20 protein-coding genes are annotated in these 15,188 nt (G+C 66.4%); 7 read left to right on the forward strand and 13 right to left on the reverse strand.

Going from position 1 to position 15,188, the window contains the following annotated elements:
- Positions 1–32 precede the first annotated feature (32 nt).
- From hisF to hisB, 4 genes are read right to left on the reverse strand one after another with little or no spacing between them, the layout of a single operon-like run.
- The gene (gene hisF / locus ACH0AE_RS09925) at positions 33–794 is read right to left on the reverse strand and encodes an imidazole glycerol phosphate synthase subunit HisF (RefSeq protein WP_294441674.1); all 762 of its coding nucleotides are present in this window, start codon (positions 792–794) and stop codon (positions 33–35) included.
- Positions 791–1,525 carry a 1-(5-phosphoribosyl)-5-[(5-phosphoribosylamino)methylideneamino]imidazole-4-carboxamide isomerase gene (gene hisA, locus ACH0AE_RS09930; RefSeq protein ID WP_294441673.1) on the reverse strand — a complete coding sequence of 245 codons (735 nt, stop codon included), beginning with the start codon at positions 1,523–1,525 and terminating at the stop codon, positions 791–793. The genes hisF and hisA overlap by 4 nt, the downstream gene beginning before the upstream one ends.
- Entirely contained in the window at positions 1,522–2,127 is a 606-nt protein-coding gene (hisH, locus tag ACH0AE_RS09935; protein WP_294441672.1) for an imidazole glycerol phosphate synthase subunit HisH, read from the reverse strand. The genes hisA and hisH overlap by 4 nt, the downstream gene beginning before the upstream one ends.
- On the reverse strand, positions 2,124–2,711 hold the full coding sequence (hisB, locus tag ACH0AE_RS09940) for an imidazoleglycerol-phosphate dehydratase HisB (protein WP_294441671.1): 588 nt from the start codon (positions 2,709–2,711) through the stop codon (positions 2,124–2,126). The genes hisH and hisB overlap by 4 nt, the downstream gene beginning before the upstream one ends.
- A 73-nt stretch (positions 2,712–2,784) precedes the next feature.
- Between hisB and ACH0AE_RS09945 the strand changes: the two genes are divergently transcribed.
- The 3 genes from ACH0AE_RS09945 (at position 2,785) to ACH0AE_RS09955 (ending at position 5,010) form a co-directional block, all read left to right on the forward strand.
- A complete protein-coding gene (locus tag ACH0AE_RS09945) occupies positions 2,785–3,267 on the forward strand; it encodes an SspB family protein (RefSeq protein WP_294441670.1) in 483 nt (160 codons plus the stop codon).
- Between the two features lie 84 nt (positions 3,268–3,351).
- Complete coding sequence (gene fumC, locus ACH0AE_RS09950; RefSeq protein WP_294441749.1) at positions 3,352–4,743, forward strand: class II fumarate hydratase; 1,392 nt, start codon at positions 3,352–3,354, stop codon at positions 4,741–4,743.
- A gap of 45 nt (positions 4,744–4,788) precedes the next feature.
- Positions 4,789–5,010 (forward strand): hypothetical protein, encoded by a 222-nt coding sequence (locus tag ACH0AE_RS09955; RefSeq protein ID WP_294441669.1) that lies wholly within the window; start codon positions 4,789–4,791, stop codon positions 5,008–5,010.
- Here ACH0AE_RS09955 and ACH0AE_RS09960 read toward each other — a convergent pair.
- Positions 4,979–5,473 carry a DUF2585 family protein gene (locus ACH0AE_RS09960; RefSeq protein WP_294441748.1) on the reverse strand — a complete coding sequence of 165 codons (495 nt, stop codon included), beginning with the start codon at positions 5,471–5,473 and terminating at the stop codon, positions 4,979–4,981. The genes ACH0AE_RS09955 and ACH0AE_RS09960 overlap by 32 nt on opposite strands.
- An 86-nt stretch (positions 5,474–5,559) precedes the next feature.
- Between ACH0AE_RS09960 and gmk the strand changes: the two genes are divergently transcribed.
- On the forward strand, positions 5,560–6,216 hold the full coding sequence (gene gmk / locus ACH0AE_RS09965) for a guanylate kinase (RefSeq protein WP_294441668.1): 657 nt from the start codon (positions 5,560–5,562) through the stop codon (positions 6,214–6,216).
- Between the two features lie 30 nt (positions 6,217–6,246).
- On the opposite strand, the gene ACH0AE_RS09970 is transcribed toward gmk, so the two are convergent.
- Entirely contained in the window at positions 6,247–6,930 is a 684-nt protein-coding gene (locus tag ACH0AE_RS09970; protein ID WP_294441667.1) for an ATP12 family chaperone protein, read from the reverse strand.
- Positions 6,927–7,139, reverse strand: coding sequence for a hypothetical protein (locus ACH0AE_RS09975; protein WP_294441666.1), 213 nt, complete (start codon positions 7,137–7,139; stop codon positions 6,927–6,929). Before ACH0AE_RS09975 ends, ACH0AE_RS09970 begins: the two co-directional genes overlap by 4 nt.
- A 180-nt stretch (positions 7,140–7,319) precedes the next feature.
- Between ACH0AE_RS09975 and ACH0AE_RS09980 the strand changes: the two genes are divergently transcribed.
- The gene (locus tag ACH0AE_RS09980; protein WP_294441665.1) at positions 7,320–7,532 is read left to right on the forward strand and encodes a hypothetical protein; all 213 of its coding nucleotides are present in this window, start codon (positions 7,320–7,322) and stop codon (positions 7,530–7,532) included.
- A gap of 77 nt (positions 7,533–7,609) precedes the next feature.
- On the opposite strand, the gene ACH0AE_RS09985 is transcribed toward ACH0AE_RS09980, so the two are convergent.
- From ACH0AE_RS09985 to ACH0AE_RS09995, 3 genes are read right to left on the reverse strand one after another with little or no spacing between them, the layout of a single operon-like run.
- Positions 7,610–8,698 carry an RluA family pseudouridine synthase gene (locus ACH0AE_RS09985; RefSeq protein ID WP_294441664.1) on the reverse strand — a complete coding sequence of 363 codons (1,089 nt, stop codon included), beginning with the start codon at positions 8,696–8,698 and terminating at the stop codon, positions 7,610–7,612.
- Complete coding sequence (gene crcB / locus ACH0AE_RS09990) at positions 8,695–9,069, reverse strand: fluoride efflux transporter CrcB (protein WP_294441663.1); 375 nt, start codon at positions 9,067–9,069, stop codon at positions 8,695–8,697. Before crcB ends, ACH0AE_RS09985 begins: the two co-directional genes overlap by 4 nt.
- 43 nt (positions 9,070–9,112) lie before the next feature.
- Complete coding sequence (locus ACH0AE_RS09995; protein ID WP_294441662.1) at positions 9,113–9,853, reverse strand: hypothetical protein; 741 nt, start codon at positions 9,851–9,853, stop codon at positions 9,113–9,115.
- Between the two features lie 120 nt (positions 9,854–9,973).
- On the opposite strand from ACH0AE_RS09995, the gene ACH0AE_RS10000 reads away from it, so the two are divergent.
- On the forward strand, positions 9,974–10,195 hold the full coding sequence (locus tag ACH0AE_RS10000; protein ID WP_294441661.1) for a hypothetical protein: 222 nt from the start codon (positions 9,974–9,976) through the stop codon (positions 10,193–10,195).
- 14 nt (positions 10,196–10,209) lie between these two features.
- On the opposite strand, the gene ACH0AE_RS10005 is transcribed toward ACH0AE_RS10000, so the two are convergent.
- The gene (locus ACH0AE_RS10005) at positions 10,210–11,184 is read right to left on the reverse strand and encodes an SPOR domain-containing protein (protein WP_294441660.1); all 975 of its coding nucleotides are present in this window, start codon (positions 11,182–11,184) and stop codon (positions 10,210–10,212) included.
- Between the two features lie 372 nt (positions 11,185–11,556).
- Here ACH0AE_RS10005 and ACH0AE_RS10010 point away from each other — a divergent pair, with 372 nt between their 5' ends.
- Positions 11,557–12,849 (forward strand): tetratricopeptide repeat protein, encoded by a 1,293-nt coding sequence (locus ACH0AE_RS10010; protein ID WP_406875715.1) that lies wholly within the window; start codon positions 11,557–11,559, stop codon positions 12,847–12,849.
- An 81-nt stretch (positions 12,850–12,930) separates the two neighbouring features.
- Here ACH0AE_RS10010 and ACH0AE_RS10015 read toward each other — a convergent pair whose 3' ends face one another.
- Together ACH0AE_RS10015 and ACH0AE_RS10020 are read right to left on the reverse strand one after the other, a co-directional pair.
- Positions 12,931–14,154, reverse strand: a complete 1,224-nt coding sequence (locus tag ACH0AE_RS10015) for a dihydroorotase family protein (RefSeq protein WP_294441658.1) — start codon at positions 14,152–14,154, stop codon at positions 12,931–12,933.
- Positions 14,151–15,137, reverse strand: coding sequence for an aspartate carbamoyltransferase catalytic subunit (locus ACH0AE_RS10020; RefSeq protein ID WP_294441657.1), 987 nt, complete (start codon positions 15,135–15,137; stop codon positions 14,151–14,153). Before ACH0AE_RS10020 ends, ACH0AE_RS10015 begins: the two co-directional genes overlap by 4 nt.
- Between the last annotated feature and the right edge of the window lie 51 nt (positions 15,138–15,188).

Here is a 15,188-nt window from a genome sequence, read left to right on the forward strand (position 1 = left end):
GTGATCCATAGGCCGCCACGGTTATCGAGCCGTCAATGCGAGCGGACGGGAACGCCGGCAGCAGCCAGCGCGGCGTGCGCGTCGGCGATGGTCGCTTCGCCGAAATGGAAGATCGAGGCGGCGAGCACGGCGGATGCGTGGCCCTGCGTCACCCCCGCGACGAGGTGATCGAGGTTGCCGACGCCGCCTGATGCCACGACGGGAACGCTCGTCCGGTCCGACACGGCGCGGATCAGGTCGAGGTCATAGCCGTCGCGGGTGCCGTCGCGATCCATCGACGTCAGCAGGATCTCGCCCGCGCCCAGCTCTGCCAGGCGCAGCGCATGCTCCACCGCGTCGATGCCGGTGGCGCGCCGCCCGCCATGGGTGAACACTTCCCAGCCATCTCCGCTGCGCCGCGCATCGACACTGGCAACGCAGCACTGGCTGCCGAATCGCTCCGCGATGTCGGCCACCACTTCCGGCCGGGATACGGCAGCGGAATTGACCGCCACCTTGTCCGCCCCTGCCAGCAGAAGCGCGCGCGCGTCATCCGCCGTGCGCACGCCGCCGCCGACGGTCAGCGGCATGAAGCACACCGCCGCGGTGCGTCGCACCACGTCCAGGATCGTGTCCCGTCCTTCGTGGCTCGCGGTGATGTCGAGGAAGCACAATTCGTCCGCGCCCGCCGCATCATAGGCGCGCGCCTGCTCCACCGGGTCACCTGCGTCGATCAGGTCGACGAAGTTCACCCCCTTCACGACGCGCCCATTGGCGACGTCGAGGCAGGGGATCACGCGCGCGCGGACCGTCATGCCGCCGCCGCCACGCTCAGCGCTGCGGCAAGGTCGAGCCGCCCGTCGTACAATGCCCGGCCGGTGATCACCCCTTCGACGCCGTCGCGCGTATGCAGGGCAAGCACATGGATGTCGCCGATCCCCTTGACGCCGCCGCTAGCGATCACCGGGATCGACACCGACCGCGCCAGATCCACCGTTGCCTCGACGTTGCAGCCCTTCAGCAGCCCGTCGCGCCCGACATCGGTGAACAGCAGCGCCGCGACGCCAGCATCCTCGAACTGCCGCGCCAGGTCGACCGCGCTGGTGGTCGACACGTCAGCCCAGCCCTTGGTCGCGACCATCCCGTCACGTGCGTCCACCGCAACCACGATCCCGCCTGGAAAAGCGGCGGCCATGTCGCGAACGAACTGCGGATTCTCGAGCGCAGCGGTACCAATCACCACCCGTGCGACACCAAGATCGAACCATCTTTCCACACTTTGTGCCGTTCGGATACCACCGCCGAGCTGAACATGACCGGGAAAGCACGCCACGATCGAGCGTACGGCGTCGCCATTGCGGCTCTCGCCAGCAAACGCCCCGTCCAGATCGACGACGTGGAGATGCCCGGCACCTGCCTCGGCGAACAGCAGCGCCTGCGCCGCCGGATCGTCGCCATAGACGGTCGCGCGGTCCATATCCCCCTCGGCGAGCCGCACGACCTGTCCTGCCTTGAGGTCGATCGCAGGGAAGACGATAAGGCTCACGGCCGCCACTCCAGAAAACGGGCGAGCAGTGCCAGGCCGTAGCGCTGGCTCTTCTCGGGATGGAACTGCACGCCGACGATATTGTCGCGCCCGATCGCCGCGATGACCGGCCCCGCGTGATCCGTGCGGGCGATCACGTCATCGCCCTCGAAGGCATAGCTGTGCAGGAAATAGGCCTCGCCCGGCGCGATCAGTGGATGGTCGCTGACCGGCACGACGTCGTTCCAGCCCATGTGTGGAACCTTGGCGTCAGTACCGGCCGGATCGAGCCGGCGCACCGCACCTGAAATCCACCCAAGTCCAGTATGTTGGCCGAGCTCTTCACCACGATCTGCGAGGAGTTGCATGCCGACGCAAACGCCGAGGAATGGGGTGCCCGTCTCAAGCACCCGCTCCCGCAGCGCCGCTTCCAGGCCGTCGATCGCACGAAGGTTCGCTGCGCACGCGCCGAACGCGCCGACACCGGGCAGAACGATGCGGTCGGCACGCAGGATCTCCTCGGGATCGGCGGTGATCGTGACGTTATCCGCTCCCGCAGCCCGCAGTGCATTCTCGACCGAGTGGAGGTTGCCCGACTGGATGTCGACCAGCGCCAGCGTCACAACACGCCCTTGGTGGAGGGGATGGCGTCCGCTTTTCGCGGATCGATCTCGATCGCCTTGCGCAGAGCGCGGGCCAGGCCCTTGAACGCGCTTTCTGCGATGTGATGATTGTTCTCGCCGTGCAGCGTCTCGACATGTAGTGTGATTCCAGCAGCTTGCGCGAAGCTGTGAAACCAGTGTTTGAAGAGTTCGGTGTCCATCTCGCCGAGCTTCTTCTGGCTGAACTCCGTCTTCCAGACGAGCCACGGACGACCGGAGATATCGAGCGCGACGCGGGTCAGCGTCTCGTCCATCGGTGACAGCGCGTCGCCGTAGCGGCGGATACCGCGCTTGTCGCCGAGCGCCTTGGCCAGCGCTTCGCCGATCGCGATGCCGGTATCTTCCACCGTGTGGTGCTGATCAATGTGCAGATCGCCCTTCGTTTCGACGTCGAGATCGATCAGCGAGTGTCGCGAAAGCTGCTCCAACATGTGATCGAAGAAGCCGACTCCGGTCGAAATCCGGTAGATGCCGGTACCGTCAAGGTTGACGGTGACCGCGATTCGGGTCTCGTTGGTGTCGCGACGGATCGTGGCGGTGCGCATGGGCGCGCACATAGCGGAGCAGCCACGTCATGCAATCTTGACCGTACGCGGTGGTCCGTTACCCATGGCGGCAATGGACGATCATTCTCCCGATAGCCTGATTCCGTACGACGAGATCGTGCAGGAGGCGCTTCGCGCCGTCGTCGGTCGCGTGCTCGGCTCGGTCGCCGAGGGCGGCGGGCTGCCCGGCGACCATCATTTCTACATCACCTTCAAGACTCAGGCCGCTGGCGTGGACATCCCGAAGCGGCTGATCGAGCGCTTCCCGGACGAGATGACGATCGTCCTGCAGAACCGGTACTGGGATCTGACGGTGGACGATACACGCTTCTCCGTCGGCCTGAGCTTCAATCAGGTGCCCTCGAAGCTCGTCATCCCCTATTCCGCGATCACGGGCTTCCACGATCCGTCGGTCAATTTCGAGCTGCGCTTCCAGGCCCAGGAAGGCCCTGGCGACGGCCCAGGCCCGCATGATCCGGCCGAGAACGATGGCCCTCCGGTGCCGGCCGAGGACGGCTCGAACGTCGTCGCGGTGGACTTCAAGCGCAAGAAATAACCTGGCTCGTCGGATGCGGGTGCCATCGTGCAACCGAAGTGCCCGCCGGGAGCTTGAGGATCAGGCTTCCGCGGGAACGACGAGATCATGAACACACGCACCGAAACCGATTCGCTTGGCCCCATCGAGGTGCCGGCCGATGCCTATTGGGGCGCGCAGACGCAGCGCTCGATCGAGAATTTCCCGTTTCCCTCGACCGAGCGGATGCCGATCGCCATCGTCCATGCGCTGGCGCTGGTGAAGCAGGCCGCCGCCCGAGTGAACCGCCGCCATGGCCTGGAGCCTGAGAAGGAAAAGGCGATCGAGGAGGCAGCCGCGGAAATCGTCGCGGGCAACCTCGACGACCAGTTCCCGCTCGTCATCTGGCAGACGGGCAGCGGCACGCAGAGCAACATGAACGTCAATGAGGTGATCGCTGGCCGTGCCAACGAGATCCTGACCGGCACGCGTGGCGGCAAAAGCCCGGTCCACCCCAACGACGACGTCAATCGGGGGCAATCCTCCAACGATTCGTTTCCTACCGCGCTCCACGTTGCCGCGGCATTGGGCGCGACTCAGCGGTTGCTCCCGGCGCTGGAGCGGCTGGAACGTGCGCTTCTCGAGAAGGCGGAGGCGTGGCAGCGGATCGTGAAGATCGGCCGCACCCACCTGCAGGACGCGACGCCGCTGACGCTGGGGGATGAATTCTCCGGCTACCACAGGCAGTTGCGGCTGGCCCGCACGCGCCTGATTCCGGCGATCGAACAGGGCCTTTCACAGTTGGCGCAAGGCGGCACGGCTGTAGGAACCGGACTGAATGCGCCACCGGGCTTCGACAGGGACGTTGCGGTGGAACTGTCTGAACTCACCGGATTTGCGTTCGAGACAGCGCCGAACAAATTCGAGGCACTCGCAAGCAACGATACGCTGGTGGACTTCTCGGGACGGCTCAACACGCTGGCCGTGGCACTGACGAAGATAGCGAACGATATCAGGCTTCTGGGATCAGGGCCGCGTTGCGGCATCGGCGAGCTTGTCCTGCCCGCGAACGAACCGGGCAGTTCGATCATGCCGGGCAAGGTGAACCCGACGCAGGTCGAGATGCTGACGATGGTAGCGGCGCAGGTGATCGGCAATCACGCTGCCATCACCGTAGGCGGTATGCAGGGGCATCTCGAGCTCAACGTGTTCAAGCCGATGATTGGTGCCGCAGTGCTTCGATCGATCGATCTGCTGGCCGTCGGGATGGAGAGCTTTGCGGAGCGTTGCATAGAGGGTCTCGAGGCGGACGAGCGGCGGATCGCCGAATTGCTGGATCGGTCGCTGATGCTGGTGACCGCGCTGGCGCCGGAGATCGGTTATGATCAGGCGGCCAGGATCGCCAAGCATGCTCATGCCGAGGGGCTGACGCTGCGCGAAGCGGGGTTGGCGCTGGAGCTTGTCGACGAGGAGACCTTCGACCGGGTGGTGCGCCCCGAAGCGATGCTTGGAACCTGAGCACCGGCATCATTGTTGAACGTCGGAAGCAGGGAAGGGAGCTATATGATCCGCACCATCATCGGCGCGCTTGTGGGCAGTGAACTCGATCGGCGGGACGGCCGTGGCGGGCTGAAGGGCGCGGCAATGGGAGCGCTGGCTGCGCGTGCCGTCACTCGCACCGGCCCCTTCGGGCTGCTGCTGGGCGGCGGTTATGTCGCCAAGAAGATGTACGATCGCCGCAAGGCTTCCCGGGTCACGGCTGGCCGGTCTGCTGCCAAGCCCTGACGGCGTCGCTCGGGGCGATCAGCATCAGCAAGTTGAGCGTCAGATTGTCCCGGATCGCAGCCAGCGCAATGAGTTCGAGCAGGATGGCCAGCGCGACCCCGCCCCAGCGGGGTAGCCACGCCGCCAGCCAGAAGCCGAGCGCCATCATCGCCATGTCGCTGACCGAATTCAGGATACTATCGCCGGAGTAGCCGAAGGTCATCGTCACCGCGCGGTACCGGTCGATGATGAGGGGCGAGTTTTCCAGCACTTCCCAGCCAGCTTCGATGATCAGGGCCAGCAGGAAGCGCGTGCCGATGGGCTGGCGACGGAGCAGCAGCCAGCCGAGCGAGTAGAAGATCAGGCCGTGGACGATGTGGCTGAGTGAATACCAGTCGGCGATCTGCTGGCTGTTCTCGTCCGATTGAACCAGGCCGTGCCACAGCCTGATCGTGCCGCACGGGCAAATCGGCGATCGCCCCATCACATAGAGGGTCAGGGTTGCCAACCCGATGATCAGCTGCCGCGACCTGCCTTGACGCTAGCCCCATCGCCGCGGCACTAGCGCGCATGGCCGCCTCCAACCAGTCCGATCCCCATGGCATGCGTCGCCGTGGGGTACTCTTCGTGCTTTCCTCCCCGTCGGGCGCTGGAAAATCCACCATCGCCCGCAAGCTGCTGGCGGCGGAGCCAGAACTGTCGATGTCGGTATCCTATACGACCCGCGCGCCGCGGCCCGGGGAGGTGGACGGCAAGGATTATCACTTCGTCTCGCTCGAGAAGTTTCGAGAGATGGTGTCGGACCACGAGTTCCTGGAGTGGGCGCACGTGTTCGACAATCGCTACGGCACGCCGAAGGCGGATGTGTTCCATACGCTAAGCGAGGGGCAGGACATCCTGTTCGACATCGACTGGCAGGGCGCGCAGCAGCTTCATCAACTGGCCGGCGGAGACGTGGTGCGCGTGTTCATCCTGCCGCCGTCCATGGCGATCCTGCGCGATCGACTGGAGAAGCGCGCGACGGATAGCCAGGACGTGATCGATGCGCGGATGGCGCGCGCCGCCAACGAGGTCAGCCACTGGGACGGCTATGACTATGTGCTGGTGAACGACGATCTCGAACAATGTTTCGAGCATGTCCGCACGATCCTGGCCGCGGAACGGCTCAAGCGATCGCGGCAGACGGGGATCATTGGATTTATTCGCAGCCTGCTGAAGAGCGGCTGATCCTCGCGCCCGCTCGAGCGCGGCGCGGAATCAGGATACCAATGCGAGAAATCGCGCCGCGGCGGCAAAGTCACGATGCCGTGCATCGCGCGCTTCCGCGGCGAGCACATCTTCGCCCCATTGGTCGACCTGCCACATCTCGTCCACCAGGGCGGCGTTCCAGAGTGCCTCGACATCGATTGCGCCCTCAGCGAGCGCAAGCGTGCCCACCAAGGTGCCGCTGATCGTGACGAGGGGCTGAAGCGCGACCAGCCGGAAGGGCGGGCGGCTCGCCACAGCTTCCGAAAGGCGCGCGATGGTCGCGGCGGGCTGCGGACGATGCATGACGCCGCTCACCAACTCGAAATGAACATCGTAGCGATCGCGCGCCCAATCGAGCAGCGGATTCCATGCTGCTGCTTCCCGCGCGATCAGTTCCGCAGGCGAGTCAGCGCGGTAGTAGAGCAAGTCACTTTTCGCATAAGCGGCAAGGCCGGCAGCAAAGGCGGCGGGATCAGGTGCCACACGATCGATGGCCGCGTTTGCGAGGCCGGTGAGCGGCATCGCGCGCGGATCGATCGTCTCTTCGACTGCGTCCCACTCCGAGGCGATGGCCTGGGCGAGCGCACCGGTTGGCAGGGCGAGTGGGCTCCGTCCCGGCGTGCGGACGGGCCGTTCATCGAGCCGAACCACGTTGTCAGAATCGACGCTTACCGACTTCCAGAACCGCTTCACGGCCGGGGGCTCCGCCAGCGGCGGGCGAGCGCGCGCGGCACGATCGCCATCGTCCACAATGCCGCGATCACGATCCCGCCGCCAAGCAACTTGCGTCCCAGCTCCTCGCCACGCGCGAGCAGCAGCACGCCGAGGACGGCAGCCATCGCCGTTACCAGGCGGACGAGCACCAGCACGAGCCAGCGTGATCGGGCAGGGTCGGTTGTCATCTGCGCTGCTATGGCCGATCCGCCTGCGGCTTTCCAGCCGCGACAAGCGGGCGCGAAAATCCGACCAGTCGCCTGGCAACCTCTTGGTTACAAACGGACATTATGGTTTAATTCCACATGTAGCGAGAGCGGGCCCGGGGGGGCAGCCTCGAACCAGCGGTGATGAGGAACGGGACGGCGATGGTCGGCGCGGCGGTGTTTGTTTACGGTTTGCTGATGAGCTTTGTTTTTTCGGGCGCCTCGCGCAACGCAAAGCTCCGTCGTCCCAACCCGCCGGTGATGCAATATGTCGGCTATGTGCTCTGCGGGATCACCGCCGGCGCATCGGTGGTGCTGATGTGCCACGCAATCGGCGATTCGATCGGCATGCCACTGCTGCCGTTGACGATCTGATGCCTGGCTGGCGTGGCCAGCGGGCATTCATAGCTGTCGAATGTCGATCACCCGCAGCTAGCGCCGCGGGTGATGGCTCATTCCTTGGCGCCGCGACCGCGGCGTTCGCCGCGCCGGGCCTTGCGGACCTGCTTTGCGTGGGCGCGGGCTTTCGCTTTGCGGTCCTCTCGCGTCGGCGCCGGGCGGCTGCCGTCCGGTAAATGATCCCCGAGCGACTCTTGGAAGCCCAGACCAGAGAGACTATCGCGGAAATGCGTCGGCAGCGATGCCGTCACGTCAATTGCGCCGCCGTCCGGATGATCGACCCGGATGCGCCGGGCGTGGAGATGCAGCTTGCGGCTGATCCCGCCCGTCAGGAATGCAGCGGGGCCGCCATATTTTCCGTCACCCACAATCGGGTGTCCGATGGCCGCCATATGGACGCGCAGCTGATGGGTGCGCCCGGTGAAGGGCTGTAGCTCCACCCAGGCCGCGCGGTTGCCGGCGCGTTCGATCACGCGGTAGCGGCTGCGCGACGGAGCGCCATTCTCCTCGTCGACGTGCATCTTCTCGCCGCCAGTGCCCGGCTGCTTGGCGATCGGCAGATCGACCACGCCGTCGTCGATCGAGGGCACGCCGACGACCAGCGCCCAATAGACCTTCTTTGCGGATCGCCCGGAGAATGCCTTGGCAAAGAAGGCGGCGGCACGGCTGGTGCGGGCGACCAGCAGCGCGCCTGACGTATCCTTGTCGAGCCGGTGAACGAGCTTCGGCCGCCCTTCGGACTCGAACTGGAGCGCGTCGAGCAGCCCGTCGACATGCTGGGTCGTCTTGGTGCCGCCCTGCGTCGCGAGCCCGGGCGGCTTGTTCAGCACGAAGGCAGCGGGATCCTGGTGGATGACCAGTTCGCGCGCGAACGCCACCTCATCCTCGCTGAGCGGGGGACGCACGCGCTTTGGCCGCGCATCGGCGCGTGGCGCTTCCTCTGGCGGCAATCGCAACGTCTGACCCGCGACGACCCGGTCGCCTGGACCGACGCGTGCGCCGTCGAGCCGCAGCTGCCCCGTGCGCGCCCATTTGGCGACGGTGGTGAAGCTCGTGTCGGGCAGATGGCGCTTGCACCAGCGATCAACGCGGATGCCATCGTCATCCGGCGCGACGGTGAACTGGCGGACGGTGTCGCTCATGCAAAGCCCCTCGTCAGACCCAGGCCAAGCGCCAATGCGCCAATCGCACCAAATACGGAGAGGATGACGTAGGCCAGCATGGCGGCGATCTCGCCGCGCTGGATCATCAGCACCGCGTCGAGCGAGAAGGCGGAGAAGGTCGTGAAGCCGCCGAGTACGCCAACGCCGAGCAGCAGGCGCCAAGCCTCGCCATCGCTAACGCGTGACAGCGAGCCGGCGAGGACACCCATGACGAGCCCGCCGACGATATTCACCATCAGCGTGCCCCAGGGCCATGCCGGACCAAGCGCAACAAGCGCTGCGCGCCCGACCAGATGGCGCAGTCCGGCGCCGACCGCGCCGCCGGCCATCACGAGAAACAAGGAATTCATCCGCGTCTCCCTAGAGGGAACGGCCGCGGGGCGGAAGGGACGATCAGCTGCCGTCGGCCATCAAGTCCACTTGCGTACCGCCATTCTTGCCGGGATTCATGATCACCATGAAAGCTGCGCCGCGCTTCGTGCCGGCAAGGACATGTTCCTTGCCCTCGGCCTGATGGCCGGCGCGATATCCTGCGTCCGTGGTGCGGGTGAAATACCAGTCGAGCAGCCGCTGCATCGGTGCCGCCGACGTGAAGCTCACGACGCGCAGCGCGCAGCCCTCGCCGTCTGCCCCGGCAGCCTCGGTAACACGCGCGTCTGGATAGAGCGGCACGCCGGCGGGCAGGCGGTTGGCCCAGTCGTTCGAGTAGGCAACGTTGTTGGCGCAGCGTGGCGAGGCGCCCTGGCTTGACGCGAGCGCCCCCAGGGTCAGCGCGCGGCGGGCAGCGGCGCACTGCTTGCAGTCACCCGAAGCGGGCGGGGCAGGGCGGACGGTGTCGGTCTCTTCCTTTCTTGCGGCGTCAGCGATGCCATCTGGCGGGACTGCACCCGATACCGGCTGCGCCGGTGGACGCACCGTATCGGCGTTCGCCTGCTGGACGAGCGCCGGATCGACCATGATCTGGTCCTTGAGCGTGCTCTGTAGCGCGGGATCGGCGGCACTTGAGGCGGCGTTCGCCTGTGCCAGCGTGTTGTCGAGGTCGGCAAGTGCGGCCTCTTCAGTCGGCGTTTTGCCGCACCCGGCTGCAATCAGCGCCAGCGCCAGCGCCGCCCCATGGCCAATCAGGCGTTTCATCGTCATCCCCGCGTGATCCTATCGGAAGGGCAGCTTGGCACGGCAGGCGTTAAAGAACGGTACGGGCACTAATGGTGTATCATTCTTGCAATACACGTCGGGTGGCGTCATGTGGAGAGAATGCTGAACCTTGTTTCGATTTTGATCGGTCTTGTTACCCTGGCCCTGGGCCTTGTCGCGTTCATGCCGCTACTGGGCTGGCTCAACTGGCTGGTGATCCCGATCGGGATCGTAGGCGCTGCCGTGGGCGCGCTTTCGAGCACTGACGGCGGTCGCAATCTCAACATCGTGCTGATCGTGATCTTTGCCCTGCGGCTGATGCTGGGCGGCGGCATTTTCTGATCAGCGGGCGCCGGTCACGGCGCCACGACGACGCAGGCAACGCCCGCCTTGGTGCACGCTGCCTGCGCCGCTGCCTTGGAGGAAAAGCCGGTCGCCTGGAGGCGGGTGACGGCGCCTGCCTTCACATAGCTGGGGCTGCCGCCGGTGCGGCTGCCGACCTTCGCCCATAGGCCGCGCGCATTGCTCTCGTCCCGGAAGGCGCCGAGCTGGATGCGCCATGCGCCGCCTGAGGTGCCGGGCGCAGACGTGGCTGCCGGCCTTGTCGCTGCGGCGGGGCGCTGTGCGATGGCGGGCGCCGGGGTCGGCTTCGCAGAAGGTGCGGCCGCAACCGCGCCCGGGCGGGCGGGCGTCGTGGCCGGGGCGGTTGCAGGTACCGGTGCCGTCCGGCCGGGGAGGGGTGCGGGCGGCGCGGCCATGGCGAGCGAGCGGGCATCCGCCTCGTACTTGCGGGCAAGGGCGAGGCCCTGCTGTCGCTGCGGGGCGGGGATATATTGATCCATCTGCGCCAGCGTCTGCGAGGCTTGGGGCAGACTCTGCTGCGAGGAACGCGTCACCAAGGCGTAGGCACGGACCCAATCCTTGGGGACCCCATCCCCGTTGAACAGCATCGTGCCGAGAACGAGCTGCGTGCGCTTCTCGCCGCGCGCGACGGATTTTTCGAGCCAGGGGAGCGCTTCGGCCTTCTTCCCTTCCTGAAAAAGGATCAAACCATAGTTATCGATGGCCTGCGCGTGGTTCTGAATGGCGGCTTTCCGGTACCATTCGGTCGCAATTGGCATGTCGATGGGGACGCCTCGTCCAAGCTTGTACGCCTGTCCCAGGTTGAACTGCGCATCGGCATCGCCCGCGACAGCGAGCGGGCGCCAGATGTCGACCGCCGCCTTGTAATCACCGCGCGACCAGGCATCCACGCCCTGCTTCACGTCAGCCGCGGCGGGCGCCGCGATCGCAACGATGCCGCCGAACAATCCCCAATACGCCTTGTTCATCCCACCACCCCAATCAACCGCAGGTTATCCCTGACGAAGCCGCATCGGCTTCATGCCCGAGAAGCGCGGTTTGAGCCAGTACGGTAATCAGGCCGTTAACTGCTTCGACCGTCTCAAATTGCCCGCTTTACCATTCCTTATCTAACCCCGTGCCATGCCTGATCATGAACAGGGCGGGAGTTCGGCGAGGTTGATGGGCGGTTCGCTACGAACAGCGCGGCAAGGCGGATCGGGCAACTCCGATCCGGCGAACGTGGCTGTCGGGCGGATGCTGCCGCGTTCCTTCCCGGATCTTCCGACCACCTCGCGGGGCGCAGCGGCGATCGTGCCGACGGCGTCCCGCCAGACACTTCGTTCGTTCGAGGATTGATCATGAACATGCGCGCGATTGCCGGTCTCAGCCTTTCGGCCCTGATGCTTGGTGGAACGATGGTCGCTTGCTCGCAGGGCGGCATCGCGACGGCGAGCAGCCGTGATGCCTCGGCGGCAGCAAAGACCGCGGCGAAGAACGCCGAGAAGGCGAACAAGGCGCTCGCAAAGGGCGATGCGAAAAAGGCAATCGGGTTCGCGGAAGCCGCAGTGGCGCTGATGCCGCAGAATACCGACTATCGTTCGCTGCTGGCGGGCGCTTATCTCAAGGCGGGCCGCTTCACCTCGGCCCACGCCGCCTACGCCGATCTGCTTCAGCTGACACCCGGTAACGGCAAGGCGGCGCTTAACCTGGCCTTGGCGATGATCGCGGAGGGGCAGTGGGACGAAGCGCGCCAGACGCTGGAGGCGCACGCGAGCGTCGTTCCTGCAGGTGACCGCGGCTTGGCGGTGGCGCTGGCGGGTGATCCGGCGACCGGCGTCGAACTGCTCACCGCTGCCGCGCGATCGCCCGACGCCGATGCGAAGACGCGGCAGAACCTGGCGCTGGCACTGGCGCTGGCGGGACGCTGGGTCGAAGCGCGCGAAGTCGTGGGCATCGATCTGGCGCCGACGGACGCGGATGCCCGGATGGTGCAATGGGCGGCGTTCGCCAAGCCGGTTGGCGCGGCTGACCAGGTGGCCGCCCTGCTTGGAGTCATGCCGGTGAAGGATCCCGGCCGCCCCGTGGCGCTGGCGCTGAACGCAGCCGTGCCGGTAGCGGCGATGGCGGCAGCAGAGCCGGTCGAGGCGCCGGTGGCGACAAGCGAGCCGGTGGCAGCACCGGAAGCAGTGGCCGCCGTGGAAGCCCCACCATCGTCAGGCGCGGCTAGGATCGTCTTCGCCGAGCGGCGGGAGGTGGTGCAGGCGCTGCCGACACGTACGCCAGCGACGTTTGCGGCGCCCCGCACGGTCAAGACGCAGCTGGCGACGGCGTCCGCTGAGCCGAAGCCGGTTGCGCAGCCGAACAAGGGCAAGTGGTTCGTCCAGCTCGGTGCGTATGACAATGCGGCCGTGGCGAAGGACGCCTGGGGCCGCGCACAGCGCCGCTATCCGGCGTTCGAGCAGCAGACGCCAACCGGCATGGCGTTCAAGTCGTTCTACCGCCTGTCGGTTGGCGGCTTTGCCAAGGCCGACGCCGACGCGCTTTGCCGCGGTTATCGCGCCAAGGGCGGCGCGTGTTTCGTTCGCACCGGTGCGGGTGATCAGGTTGCGCAGTGGGTGAAGCCGGCAGGGGTGCAGGTGGCTTCGCGCTAAGCGCAGCCTGTGGGCTGCATCGGCTGAACGAGAAGGGCGTCACTCCGTCCAAGCGGGTGACGCCCTTTTCGTGCCAGATGGCTATTGAAGTTCCCGGCCGCCTTTGAAGAGCCGGAGAACACGGCCCTGCACGGGAAGGCCATCGAACGGCGTGTTGCCCGCTTGGCCGGGCAGCGTGTCAGAATCGATCTGCCACGGCGCGTCCGGATCGACCAGCATGAGGTCCGCCTCGGCACCGGGTGTCAGTGCGCCCACGTCGAGGCCAAGGACGCTCGCCGGGTTACGCGACAGAAGCGCGACGAGGCGATCGATGGTCACGCGTTCGTCACGCACCAACCCAAGTGCGAGCGGCAGCAGCGTGGCTGCACCTGCCGCGCCGACGCTGGCATCCGCGAACGGCAGGCGCTTTTCCTCCGGCCCGCGCGGATCGTGGCCGGAACAGAGGACGTCGATCGTGCCGTCGGCGAGCGCCGCAAGCGCTGCTTCGCGATCCTCCTGGGAGCGCAGCGGCGGCGACAGGTGCGCGAAGGTGCGAAAGTCGCTCATCGCGTTGTCCGCCAGCAGCAGATGGGCCGGCGTGATGCCGCAGGTGACTTGGACGCCGCGCCGCTTGGCGGCACGGATGAGATCGAAGCCGGCGGCGGTGGTCACTTGTCGCACGTGAAGGCGCGCGTCGGCTGCTTCGGCGAGCATCAGATCGCGGGCGATCGCCAGCGGCTCGGCGAGCGCCGGAGCGGCCGGCAAGCCAAGGCGGGTCGCGGTCTCCCCTTCGGTTGCGACCGCTTCGCCGACAATGCCGGCGTCCTCGGCATGGCTGATGACCGTGAGACCAAGATCATGCGCATAAGCGAGGACCCGTGCCATCACGCCCGAATCCCCGATCCAGCGCCGACCGGTGCCCACGGCGCGTGCGCCCGCCGAGGCGCAGATCGCCATTTCGGCAAGGTCGGTGCCAGCGAGGCCGCGTGTGGCGGCCGCGATCGGGTGGATCCACAGATCCGGCCGGCCGATCAGCGCGGATCGCTGGACGATGCCGGGCTCGTCGAGCACCGGCGACTGATCCGGCATCAGCCCGACGCGGACGATCCCGCCCGCACGAAACGCGGCGCGATCGATGGTTGCAACCCCAAGATCGACGATCGCCGGCATCAGCAGCTTGCCGCGGCAGTCGATCACGGTGGCCTTTTCAGCCGCGTCGTCAGCGGGATCAACGATCCGGCCGTCGGCAACGAAGAGGTCCCCGCGACGTTCGCCAGTCAGCGGGCACACGATGCGCGCGTCCCTGAAAAGCAGTGCCGCGCTCATGCCCAACCCTCCACGCCGCGCGCTCTTCGCGTCAGCACGTCCAGACACGCCATGCGGACCGCCACGCCCATCTCGACCTGTTCGGTAATGGCGGAGCGATCATGGTCTGCGACGTTCGAATCGATCTCGACTCCGCGGTTCATTGGCCCGGGGTGCATGACCAGGGCGTCGGGCTTCGCGCGGGCGAGCCGCTCCAGCGTGAGACCATAGCGCAGGCGATACTCGCGCATCGACGGAATGTAACCACCGGTCATGCGCTCGGTCTGGAGCCGGAGCATCATCACCACGTCCGCCCCCTCCAGCGCCGCGTCGAAATCGGTGAACGGCGTCACGCCCATGCGCTCGATCGCGGCCGGCATCAGCGTGGTCGGGGCGCAGACGCGCACCTCGGCCGCAAGGGCAGTAAGGGCGAGGATGTTCGACCGTGCCACGCGGCTGTGCAGCACGTCGCCGCAAATGACGACTCGCTGGTTGTGGATCGTTCCCCGCCGCCGGCGGATCGTCAGCGCGTCCAGCAGCGCCTGTGTCGGATGCTCATGCCGACCGTCACCGGCGTTGAGGACGGGGCAATCCACCTTGTCGGCGATGAGCCGAACCGCGCCCGACGACATGTGGCGGATGACGAGGACGTCGGCACGCATGGCATTGAGCGTCATTGCCGTGTCGATCAGCGTTTCGCCCTTCTTCACGCTGGACTGCGCCGCGTGCATGTTCACGACGTCAGCACCCAGTCGCTTTCCGGCGATCTCGAAGCTGAGCAACGTGCGGGTCGAATTTTCGAAAAAGGCGTTGATCTGCGTGAGACCGGCGAGCCGCTTGTCTGGGGCGGCGCGATCGCGATTGGCGGTGATCCAGCCTTCCGCTTCATCAAGCAGGAAGGTGATCTCGTGCGGCTCCAGACCCTCGATACCGGTGAGGTGCCGGTGCGGGAAAACGGCGCCGCCGGAGATCAGCGACGCGGGGCGGTGGTCCGATGTTGGCATCGAGCGGGCGCGATAAAGCCGCAAGGCTGGCGAGGCAAGCGAAGCTGCCCG

This window comes from Sphingomonas sp. 179-A 2A2 NHS, assembly GCF_045371305.1.
In the GTDB taxonomy this organism is placed as follows: Bacteria; Pseudomonadota; Alphaproteobacteria; order Sphingomonadales; family Sphingomonadaceae; genus Sphingomonas.